10 protein-coding genes are annotated in these 11,361 nt (G+C 44.9%); all 10 read left to right on the plus strand.

All coding sequences use genetic code 11. The features are described from left to right. The coding region (locus tag IQR33_RS32280; protein ID WP_228013750.1) for an enoyl-CoA hydratase/isomerase family protein at positions 1–188 on the plus strand (188 nt) is incomplete at its 5' end. Between the two features lie 19 nt (positions 189–207). Continuing rightward, a complete protein-coding gene (gene mmsB / locus IQR33_RS04005) occupies positions 208–1,104 on the plus strand; it encodes a 3-hydroxyisobutyrate dehydrogenase (RefSeq protein ID WP_033906449.1) in 897 nt (298 codons plus the stop codon). A gap of 9 nt (positions 1,105–1,113) precedes the next feature. After that, positions 1,114–1,872 carry an SDR family oxidoreductase gene (locus tag IQR33_RS04010; protein ID WP_033906450.1) on the plus strand — a complete coding sequence of 253 codons (759 nt, stop codon included), beginning with the start codon at positions 1,114–1,116 and terminating at the stop codon, positions 1,870–1,872. Positions 1,873–2,334: 462 nt separating this feature from the next. Next, positions 2,335–4,356, plus strand: a complete 2,022-nt coding sequence (locus tag IQR33_RS04015; protein ID WP_416222670.1) for a diguanylate cyclase — start codon at positions 2,335–2,337, stop codon at positions 4,354–4,356. Positions 4,357–4,959: 603 nt separating this feature from the next. After that, positions 4,960–5,559, plus strand: coding sequence for a transcriptional regulator BetI (gene betI / locus IQR33_RS04020; protein WP_017820329.1), 600 nt, complete (start codon positions 4,960–4,962; stop codon positions 5,557–5,559). Between the two features lie 18 nt (positions 5,560–5,577). Further along, on the plus strand, positions 5,578–7,038 hold the full coding sequence (gene betB / locus IQR33_RS04025) for a betaine-aldehyde dehydrogenase (RefSeq protein WP_193837963.1): 1,461 nt from the start codon (positions 5,578–5,580) through the stop codon (positions 7,036–7,038). A gap of 180 nt (positions 7,039–7,218) precedes the next feature. Further along, complete coding sequence (betA, locus tag IQR33_RS04030; protein ID WP_005373209.1) at positions 7,219–8,934, plus strand: choline dehydrogenase; 1,716 nt, start codon at positions 7,219–7,221, stop codon at positions 8,932–8,934. Positions 8,935–8,970: 36 nt separating this feature from the next. Further along, the gene (locus IQR33_RS04035) at positions 8,971–9,909 is read left to right on the plus strand and encodes a choline ABC transporter substrate-binding protein (RefSeq protein ID WP_005382646.1); all 939 of its coding nucleotides are present in this window, start codon (positions 8,971–8,973) and stop codon (positions 9,907–9,909) included. A 77-nt stretch (positions 9,910–9,986) separates the two neighbouring features. Continuing rightward, complete coding sequence (gene choW / locus IQR33_RS04040) at positions 9,987–10,829, plus strand: choline ABC transporter permease subunit (protein ID WP_005392552.1); 843 nt, start codon at positions 9,987–9,989, stop codon at positions 10,827–10,829. Between the two features lie 2 nt (positions 10,830–10,831). Continuing rightward, positions 10,832–11,361, plus strand: a 530-nt coding sequence (locus IQR33_RS04045; RefSeq protein ID WP_193843540.1) for an ATP-binding cassette domain-containing protein, incomplete at its 3' end; no start/stop codon positions are given.

Raw genomic sequence — 11,361 nt, forward strand, 5'->3', positions numbered from 1 at the left:
GTTGTGGCTTAGAAGGTGATTTTAGAGAAGGGGTTCGTGCGCTGATTATTGATAAAACCAATCAACCGACTTGGCAACATCGCACGGTTTCTGACGTAACGCCACAAGTTTTGGAGCGCTTCTTCTCGCCAATTGACTCAGCAGAATACCCACTGACCGCATCGTCGGTAGCTATAGCGGCACTTTAGTACAAGGAAGAAATACGATATGGACAAAATTGCATTTATTGGCCTTGGTAACATGGGTGCGCCTATGGCTAAGAATCTACTTAAAGCGGGCTTGAACGTCGAAGTATTTGATTTGAACCCAAACGCAGTTGAGGAGTTGACCGCATTGGGCGCTTCAAGTGCCGATTCCGTTCAGCAGGCAGTACAAGGTGTTGATGTGGTTGTCACTATGCTGCCAGCGAGCCAACACGTTCAAAGCGTTTATCTTGGTCAAGATGGCATATTAGATAGCGTCGAATCAGGCACCTTGCTGATTGATTCATCCACCATCGATCCTGCGACTGCTCGTTTGGTTGGCGAAAAAGCATCGCAACTTGGTATAAGTTTTGTTGATGCACCAGTATCTGGTGGCGTTGCGGGCGCAGCAGCAGGTACGTTAACTTTCATTGTTGGCGGCTCGCAAGAGAACTTTGTTCAAGCCAAAGCGGTGCTTAGCCACATGGGTAAAAACATCTTCCATGCGGGCGATGTTGGAGCTGGTCAGGTCGCGAAGATCTGCAATAACATGATGTTGGGCATTTTGATGAGCGGCACCTGTGAAGCACTAAATTTAGGGATGGAAAACGGACTCGATCCCAAAGTGCTTTCCGACATCATGTTGCAAAGTTCAGGGCGTAACTGGGCGCTAGAGCTTTATAACCCTTGTCCAGGTGTGATGGAAAATACGCCTGCAAGCAATGGTTATCAAGGCGGCTTTATGAGCCAGTTAATGGCTAAAGATCTGGGTCTTGCGATGGAAGCGGCGGTTGCCAGTCAAACATCAACGCCAATGGGCAGCTTGGCTCGTAATCTGTTTAATTTTCACAACGGTCAGGGCAACGGGCAAAAAGATTTTTCAAGCTTGTTTGAGTTCTACCAAAAGCAAAATCAGGCCTAAGGAGCGCTTATGGAGTTAGCAAATAAGGTCATTGCGATCACGGGGGCAGGGCAGGGGCTGGGTAAACAAATGGCACTGTCACTGGCGGAAAATGGCGTTCATCTTGCGCTTATCGACCTCAATTCAGAGCAACTGGCTGAAACGAAAGCGGAATGTGAATCTCTCGGCGTTACCGCTCGTTTTTATGTGACGAACGTGACTGACGAACAGCAGGTGTGCACTGCTTTTGAGCAAATTGAGGCAGATTTCAAGCAGCTCAATGGCGTTATCAATAACGCAGGTATTATGCGTGATGGTATGTTCATTAAAGTCAAAGATGGTCAGGTTAACACGATGTCGCTGGAACAATTTCAGTCTGTTCTAGATGTGAATGTAACAGGCACTTTCCTGTGTGGCCGTGAAGCGAGCAAGGTAATGCTGAACACCGATAGCAAAGGGGTTCTGATCAACATATCCAGCGTTGCGCGTGCCGGGAATATTGGTCAAACCAACTATTCAGCATCTAAAGCGGCGGTAGCCACCATGGCAACGGTGTGGGCGAAAGAGTTAGGGCGTTTCGGAATTCGCTCAGTGGCGATTGCTCCGGGTGTCATCAAAACTGCCATGACAGACCAAATAAAACCTGAAGCGATGGAACGTTTAATCGGAATGATTCCGGTTGGACGTTTAGGTTTGGCGGATGAAATTTCATCGACCATAAAATACGTGTTAACCAACGAATTCGTGACCGGAAGAGTGTTCGAAGTCGATGGCGGAATGCGAATGTAACCCCCTCTGCAACATAAAAAAGGGGAGCGAGTTTGATTGTCCGCTTCCTTCCATTTTCTCCTTTCTTTTATTGCTTCTATCTGAAAAATGTATTGGATGCATGGTCGACTGCTATCTCATCGAACGGTATAAAAATTGATTCTATTTCTAATGTGAATGGTTAGTTCTATATTGCTTGTCATGTAAATGTATTAACTCACAACTAAGACGATCTTTTGTCTCACTAACGAGATCGTTATTCTTGGTGTGTAAAAAACATTCTTATTGGTTATATTGTAACCGAAAACTATTTCGGCATCTAAAGATGGTGATTTATTATTCAGCGCAAAATACATGGGAATATGAGGCTGACTGAATAACCTTCAGTTGTCTTAATAATAAATAATCAGAATTCTCAATTACACTGAAGTAACTACCCATTAGGGAAGAGCAATAATGTCACTATTTCATTCGCTTAGGACGATGCCGCTATTATTGGGGTGTCTGTGTTTTTCTGTTCAGGCCTCCACAGAAAAGGTGGAACAGGAAGGTAAGTTTTTACAGTCGTTAGAAGGCATCGAAAATCAAATTTACGCATTACCTCAGAGTTCTTTAGCTTTGATTGAAGCGTTAGAAGAAGAGTCTTTACTACAAAACCAACCAACAGCGCTGTTGGTGCGTTACTGGCTTGCCAAGGCCACGGTTTTAGAGCTGCTAGGGCGCGTAGAAGAGAGTCAGAGTGTCGTTCAAAAAGGATTGGAGCTTGTGCGTCCACAGAGCCATGAGTATCTCCTGTTTAAGTTGATTCAGATGCGAACTATGGTTGGAAAGAGCGATATCGATACCGCGCTTTCTGCGTTGGATAGCTTGTTGGAAACATCGCGTGAGAATGGTGATAAGCAACTTGAATCAGAAATCCTGTTGCTAAAAGGACGCTATTACGATGAGCAAGGTGAGTTTAAAAAATCCTATGCTGCACTTATGTCGTCCATGGATGCGGCTGAATCTTCAGGTGTTCACGGGCTGGTCGAACGTGCAGCACTAGAGCTAGGTGACGTACTTGTCAAAATTCAGGGTTACGACCGATCTGAGGCGCTTTTGGAACAAGCATATCGCTATTTTAGGGATAGGCGTATGTCGTTCAATGAGTTGTTGAGCGTTTTGACGATAGCGAAACTTCATAAAGCACAGTTCCAATACGAAGAGGCGATAGCGTCATATCAGCGAGCGTTAAAGCTGGCTCAAATTATCGGTGATGGACGCTTTAGATTTCGAGTTAACCTTGAACTTGCAGCTTTATATCGCGAGACGAAACAAGAAAAGAAGATGGTTAACCACTTGAAGCTGGCGGAGAATTTACAGTACAGAGAAACGTCTAGCGCGTATTTGGCAACATTTAAGTTGTTACAAGCCGAATATATGTTAGAGCAGCAGCAATTTGAAATACTTTTAGCGATGATCGCGCCAATGCTGCCGGAGATTATAGAGAGTCGATACGTCAAGCAACAGCAAATGGAGCTACTAAAAGTCGCCGCTATGGCCTATGCGGGAAGCAATGACTTTAAACTAGCATTCGAAACTTACGGTAACTATCACGATAAATTTATCCAATTTAGCAATCAAAGAGAAGTTGAAAATCTTGAGCGCCAGCAGACGTTATTTGAGTTGGAACGACTTGAATATGAGAACGAAGATCTCAACTGGAACAATGTTTTGCAGCGTATGGAGCTAGAAAATAACCGTCGTACTTTTTACTTATTGGGTGAAGCGCTACTTGCGCTCATCGGTGTTCTATTTTTGATGGCGGTAGTATTTCTCGTCGTCAATCGCTCGCGTTTGAGAATGCGTCGCCTCGCAAAGACAGACACATTGACAGGGTTGTTCAATCGCCGTTTTTTAGAGGACTGGTTCACTAAGCCAGTAGAAGTGAAGCGTGAGCGAAAAGAGAAACCGGTACCTCAATCTAAGCAAGAAAAGATACAACACTTTGTTTTTGAGCAAGTCGAGCAAGTTAAGTACGGTTATCTAGCTTTAAATAAATGGGTAGATAGCAAACTCGATAAACAGAAAATGGTGCCAAATAAACCACAATCGGGGCCAGTAACTTTAGCGTTAATCGATGTGGATTATTTCAAGCAGGTAAATGATACCTATGGGCATGTGTTTGGAGATACCGTACTAACGGGCGTTGCCAAAGTGTTGGAGGAAACTGTACGTGAGAACGACATTGTTGCTCGCTTTGGTGGTGAAGAGTTTGTTGTTGTTATGCCCAATACAGACCATAAAAACGCCCTTATTACTGCAGAACGTTTACGTAGCGCTTTATCCCTACATGGCTTTGTTACGGAACAGAAAGAAGAAGTGAGAGTGACCTGTAGTTTTGGAGTCGTTACCACTGAAGATAATGAGATGAGTTTTAAATCACTTTGCGATCAGGCCGATAAATTGCTTTATCAAGCGAAAGCGAACGGACGCAACTGCGTGAAAGGTCGCTCGCTAGCCTAACAGAAATCAAGAGTTCAGGCTCATCGCACGATGAATCTGAACTTATCCCTCCCATTTACTTTGATAGCCAAGTGACTTTGAGATCCTTGCTTCGAATATAAAACGCTGAATCTAACATCTTAAAGTCACTTGGCGATATTACTTAAAAATGGCTTAAGGGTATCGAATCGCATATTCATGGCGTTCAATATAACCTCTCTTTGCCTTCTTCACCTTCAAAGTGCGAATGCCACTTGTGTCTACAAAACTATAACAAACTAGTGTGTCTATTCTTTGTGCAAACAAACCGTGTACAGGTGAAATGATTAGTGGTCGATATAAATTTTTTGTGGCACAGATTTTTGTTGTTCAAAAATCAACTCGTTCATCATCGTTTTAAAAATAAATTGATATTTAACTATTTGATTTTGTTTATCTTATTTGTTTTTTCTTAAACTGAAATCTAGTTGTCCCGACAAGTTCTTGCCGAGCAATTTTTCGTACACCCTCAACTTTTCATCCTTTTTTACTAACATTTTTCTTTAAAAATAATTTGAGTTCGAATTAATTTTCAGGCATTTTATATTTAACTAACCGTTCAATTAAAAATAACAGGGACGCAAAATGCCAAAGGTGGGGATGCCTGAAATCAGAAAACCGCAGCTTGTGAAAGCGACAATGTCAGTGATTGATAGAGTCGGTTTACACGCGGCGAGTATTTCGTTAATCAGCAAAGAAGCCGGTGTATCAACGGGGATTATCAACCACTATTTCGGTGGTAAGCACGGATTGCTGGAGGAAACGATGCGAGAAATCTTGCGTCAGCTTTCGTCCACTATCACACAGAAGTTACGTGAGCTGCCAAGTGATGCTCATCACCAAAGAATTAATGCAATCATTGACGGTAACTTTGTCGGCTATCAGGCAGAAAACCAAGTTGCTAAGACTTGGCTGGCGTTTTGGTCGTACTCAATGCATGACGAGCAGCTCAAGCGTTTACAGCGTGTCAACGAACGACGTCTATTGTCCCACCTAAGAAAAGAACTCAAAGCATTATTAAATGCAGAGCAGGCTGAATTGGTTGCTCATGGTATTGCATCACTTATTGATGGAATTTGGCTGCGCGGAACGCTCAACCCGCAAGGCATTGATGCAGAAAGAGCGAGAATCATCATCAACGATTATCTCGAAAAACAACTTACGTTTTATTCTGAAAAAATATAAAAGTTACAGGTCTTCAAAATGGAAATGAAAGCACACTATATCAATGGTGCGATGTACGACGGGTGTTCAGATGAACACTTCACCACTTACAATCCGGCGAATGGTGAGCCATTGGCCAACATTAAACAAGCGAACCAAGACGATCTTCAAGCAGCGATTGAATCGGCAAAAAAAGGTTTTGCTGCATGGTCGGCGATGACTGCGATTGAGCGCAGCCGTATTTTACACAAAGCCGTTGCCATTTTACGTGAGCGTAATGACGAGTTGGCTGCATTGGAAGTGGCAGATACTGGTAAGCCCATTCAAGAAGCTATCGCGGTTGATGTCACAACAGGTGCCGATGTTCTTGAGTACTACGCTGGCCTTGCTCCAAGTCTACAAGGTGAACAGCAGCCGCTCAGCGACGATCAGTTTTTCTATACACGTCGTGAGCCATTGGGCATTTGCGCGGGTATTGGCGCTTGGAATTATCCAATTCAAATTGCGATGTGGAAATCGGCGCCAGCACTGGCTGCGGGCAACGCAATGATCTTCAAGCCATCAGAAGAAACACCATTAACGGCGCTTAAGCTCGCCGAAATTTATTCAGAAGCGGGCATGCCAGATGGCGTATTTAATGTCGTGCAAGGGGATTACCGAGTAGGACAGATGCTAACGGCGCATCCTGATATCGCAAAATTGTCATTCACGGGTGAGTCAGGCACCGGTAAAGTCGTCATGAGTGACAGCGCTAAGACACTAAAACAAGTAACGATGGAGCTTGGTGGTAAGTCTCCACTGATTATTTTTGATGATGCGAAGTTAAACGATGCCGTTTCTGCGGCCATGGTGGCGAACTTCTACACCCAAGGTGAGGTTTGTACGCACGGTACACGTGTATTTGTCCATGAAGGTATTTATGACGACTTTATCGCACAGCTTAAGGCCCGAACCGAGCTGTTAGTCGTCGGCGATCCGCTTGATGAGAACACGCAAATTGGCGCGCTAATCTCTAAAGATCATGAATCGAAAGTTCTAGGAGCGATTGAAGCCGCGAAAGCGAGTGGCGCGACGTTACTGACTGGCGGCTACAAAGTAACAGACAATGGCCTAGCCAATGGTAACTTTGTTGCTCCAACCGTATTTGTCGATTGCGATGATGACATGAGCCACGTTCAACAAGAAATCTTTGGCCCGGTAATGTCAGTTCTGAAATTCCGCGATGAGTCGGAAGTGATTGCGCGTGCAAATGGCACCGATTATGGCTTAGCGGCAGGTGTATTTACTCAAAACCTATCTCGTGCGCACCGTGTGATCCATCAAATTCAAGCGGGTATTTGTTGGGTGAACACATGGGGTGACTCACCTGCGGAAATGCCAGTTGGCGGCTACAAGCAATCAGGTGTTGGCCGTGAAAACGGAGTCGAAACCCTTAAACATTACACACAAACGAAGAGTGTTCTGGTTCAGCTAAGCGACTTCGAAAGCCCTTACAAATGATACTACTCATAGTAGATAACTGACCACTTTAGCTTGTTAAAATGCTCGATAACTACGTTGTCAATTTTGATTGTAGGTTAACTACTTATCAAAATTTCCGCCTTGTTCTCAAGCATTTTTCCTACGCTAATTTCGTTCACTTATCTAGGGTGATTAGTATTAACTCCTAGGAGAATAAAAATGCAACAACACTACGATTACATCATCGTCGGTGCGGGTTCGGCCGGCTGTGTGTTAGCGGATCGCTTAAGTGAAAGTGGTCAAAATTCGGTCCTATTACTCGAAGCGGGTGGGTCGGATAAAAGTATTTTTATCCAAATGCCAACAGCGCTTTCTTACCCGATGAACACTGAAAAATACGCGTGGCAGTTTGAGACGGTTGAAGAGCAAGGGTTGGATGGTCGCCAACTTCATTGTCCTCGCGGAAAAGTTCTGGGCGGTAGCTCATCTATCAACGGCATGGTTTACGTTCGCGGACACGCTTGTGACTTTGACCAGTGGGAAGAGGAAGGCGCGAAAGGCTGGAATTATCAGTCGTGTTTGCCTTATTTCCGTAAAGCAGAGTCTTGGATTGGTGGTGCTGATGAATATCGGGGCGATCACGGTCCAGTCGGCACATGTAACGGCAACGATATGAAGCTCAATCCACTGTACCAAGCTTTTATTGATGCAGGCAAAGAAGCTGGCTACCCAGAAACAAAAGATTACAACGGTTATCAGCAAGAGGGCTTTGGCCCAATGCATATGACCGTCGACAAAGGCGTACGCGCTTCGACCTCTAATGCATACTTAAGCCGCGCTAAAAAACGCAAAAACTTCACCCTAATGAAGAGGGTGACGGTTCATCGAGTTTTATTAGAAGAAACTGGTGCAGAAGGTAAGAAAGCGGTAGGCGTTGAATTTGAAAAGTCAGGTTCAATTCAGCAATGTTTTGCGAATAATGAAGTGATTTCGAGTGCGGGTTCGGTTGGCTCCGTTCAGCTGTTGCAGCTTTCAGGCATTGGCCCTAAGGCAGTATTAGAAAAAGCGGGCATTGAGGTGAAACACTCGTTGGAAGGGGTAGGTAAAAACCTGCAAGATCACTTAGAAGTGTACTTCCAATATCATTGTAAGCAACCTATCACGCTCAACAGCAAATTAGGCTTGGTGAGCAAGGGCTTGATTGGCACTGAGTGGATATTAACTCGCAAAGGCCTAGGGGCTACTAACCACTTTGAATCGTGTGCGTTTATCCGCTCTCGTGAAGGACTAAAGTGGCCAAATATTCAATATCACTTCTTGCCAGCGGCAATGCGCTATGACGGGCAAGCTGCTTTTGATGGTCATGGTTTCCAAGTGCACGTTGGACCTAACAAGCCAGAAAGTCGCGGGTCGGTTGAAGTTGTCTCTGCGAATCCGAATGATAAGCCGAAGATTGAGTTTAACTACATTTCCACTGAACAAGATAAGCAGGATTGGCGTGATTGTATTCGCCTTACTCGCGAGATCCTCAATCAGCCAGCCATGGATGAGTTTCGTGGGGATGAGATCCAACCCGGTCTGAACATCACAACGGATGAACAGATTGATGAATGGGTGAAGCAAAACGTCGAGAGTGCTTACCATCCATCTTGTACCTGCAAAATGGGCGCAGATAATGACCCATTAGCCGTCTTAAATGAGCGATGCCAAGTACGCGGTATTCAAGGCTTGCGTGTGGTGGACTCTTCTATTTTCCCAACCATTCCGAACGGTAATTTAAATGCGCCAACGATTATGGTGGCAGAACGCGCCGCGGATATGATTTTGGATAACGCCCTAGAAACGTCGAACAACGTACCAGTTTGGATTGCACCGGACTGGCAAGAGATGCAACGAATGCATCCGCCAAAAAGAGATCTCGATTCGATCTCATAAAATGAAAAAGTCAGTAATCATTACAAGGAATTCAACATGTCTAAGATGACAAAAATCTTCTCAACAATTGCACTAAGTACTTTAGCAACAGGCGCTTACGCCAACCAATGTGAAACGGTTCGTTTCGCAGATGTAGGTTGGACTGACATCACAGCGACCACTGCCGTTACATCAGAGTTACTTAAAGGGTTGGGGTACAAAACGAAGACCGATCTTCTGTCTGTGCCTGTAACTTACTCCTCTATGGCTAATGGCGATATCGACATTTTCTTAGGTAACTGGATGCCAACGATGGAAGGTGATATCGCGAAATACCGTGATGCAGGTACTGTTGAAACCGTACGCGCGAACCTCGTTGGCGCAAAGTACACGCTAGCGGTTCCAAAATACGTTTATGACGCAGGCGTAACCAACTTCGCTGACCTAGTAAAACATGCCGACAAATTTAAAGACCGCATTTACGGCATTGAACCTGGAAACGATGGCAACCGCTTAATTCAGTCAATGATTGATAGTAACGCATTCGGCCTAAAAGATTTCAGCCTAGTTGAGTCCAGTGAAGCTGGCATGGTGTCTCAAGTATCACGTGCCGCACGCCGCAATCAATGGATTGTGTACCTAGGTTGGGCGCCGCACCCAATGAATAGTAACGTTGAAATGGAATATCTAGCGGGTGGTGATGACTTCTTCGGTCCTAACTACGGCGGCGCGAACGTCTACACAAACGTACGTAAAAATTACCTCGCTGAGTGTCCAAATGTAGGTCAGCTAGTGAAAAATCTAGAGTTTAACCTAGAAATGGAAAATGAACTGATGGAAGCGATTCTTAACCAGAAACAGAAGCCATCAAAAGCAGCGCAAGCATGGTTGAATGCAAACCAAGAGCAAATTGAAGCGTGGCTAGAGGGCGTGAAAACGGTAGATGGCCAAGATGCGCTAACAGCTATTACAAACTACTTAAAAACAAACGCTTAATAAGCAGTATTTGAGCTCGTTTTTTTAAAAGAAAGTGGGCAGAGTTTTGCCCGCTTCATTAACACAAAGGTTTTATTTTGAATTTTATTACGGACAACAAACTACCGTTGGGCCAATGGATGGAAACTGGCGTCGATTGGTTAACCATCAATGCATCGGGTTTTTTCGATGCAATCTCTATTACACTTGAAACGATCATTCTTTTCGTGGTGGACATTTTTAAATGGATGCCACCTGCAGCGCCAATCATTATGACGGCGGCAATTGCTTGGTTCTTACATCGCAGCATTCCTCTTGTCGTATTTATCGTGTTGGCCTTACTCGCAATTCTCAACCTTGGTTACTGGCAAGAAATGCTGGAAACCTTTGTCCTTGTGTTTGCAGCGACAACGATTTCCGTATTAATTGGCGTGCCGTTGGGCATTATGGCGGCGCACCGTCCTTGGTTATACACCTTGTTGCGGCCAATACTCGATTTAATGCAGACCGTACCGACATTCGTTTACCTAATTCCAACCTTGGTTCTGTTTGGTTTAGGTATTGTCCCTGGTCTAATCTCGACCATCATTTTCGCTATCGCTGCGCCAATTCGATTGACGTACCTCGGCATTATTAAAGTGCCGGAGGAGCTACTTGAAGCGGGTAAAGCATTTGGTGCCAGCCGCATGAAGCTACTGTTTAAGGTGGAGTTACCTGCGGCATTGCCAAGTATTATGGCTGGCGTTACGCAGTGCATTATGTTGTCTCTGTCTATGGTAGTCATTGCGGCGCTTGTTGGTGCTGATGGACTTGGTAAACCAGTCGTACGCGCACTGAATACGGTAAACATCTCGCAAGGTTTTGAAGCTGGTTTAGCGATTGTACTCGTTGCCATCATTCTTGATCGCTTGTGTAAAGCACCAAACCAGAAGGAGGCATAATCATGGACGCTATTACTATTAAAAATCTTGATGTCGTTTTTGGTCAGCAACAAGCACAGGCGCTAGCACTACTAGATCAAGGGAAGTCTCGACAAGAAATCATTGATGAAACTGGCCAAGTGGTTGGGGTTGATAATGTTTCGCTGAACGTGAAACAGGGTGAGATCTGTGTCTTGATGGGGCTTTCGGGCTCGGGTAAATCAAGTTTGCTGCGAACGGTTAACGGATTGAACGATATTTCTCGTGGCTCTCTGAAAATCAAAGATGGCGACGATATGGTTGAGCTCTCTAACTGTGACGAACAGAAGCTGCGCCACCTTCGTACGCACCGCGTGTCCATGGTGTTTCAGAAGTTTGCATTGATGCCATGGTTAACGGTGTTAGACAATGTAGCGTTTGGTCTAGAGATGCAAGGCATTGGTAAAGCTGAGCGCCGTAAAAAAGCGCGTGAACAGCTCGAAATGGTCGGTTTGTCTGAGTGGGAAACGAAATTCCCGCACGAGCTCTCTGGTGGTATGCAGCAGCGTGTTGG

The sequence above is a fragment of the Vibrio sp. OPT46 genome (genome assembly GCF_015163535.1).
Lineage (GTDB): Bacteria > Pseudomonadota > Gammaproteobacteria > Enterobacterales > Vibrionaceae > Vibrio > Vibrio alginolyticus.

Coding starts and splice junctions, on each gene's coding strand:
- mmsB (WP_033906449.1), top strand. CDS start 208: ATGGACAAAATTGCATTTATTGGCCTTGGTAACATGGGTGCGCCTATG.
- IQR33_RS04010 (WP_033906450.1), top strand. CDS start 1,114: ATGGAGTTAGCAAATAAGGTCATTGCGATCACGGGGGCAGGGCAGGGG.
- IQR33_RS04015 (WP_416222670.1), top strand. CDS start 2,335: ATGCCGCTATTATTGGGGTGTCTGTGTTTTTCTGTTCAGGCCTCCACA.
- betI (WP_017820329.1), top strand. CDS start 4,960: ATGCCAAAGGTGGGGATGCCTGAAATCAGAAAACCGCAGCTTGTGAAA.
- betB (WP_193837963.1), top strand. CDS start 5,578: ATGGAAATGAAAGCACACTATATCAATGGTGCGATGTACGACGGGTGT.
- betA (WP_005373209.1), top strand. CDS start 7,219: ATGCAACAACACTACGATTACATCATCGTCGGTGCGGGTTCGGCCGGC.
- IQR33_RS04035 (WP_005382646.1), top strand. CDS start 8,971: ATGTCTAAGATGACAAAAATCTTCTCAACAATTGCACTAAGTACTTTA.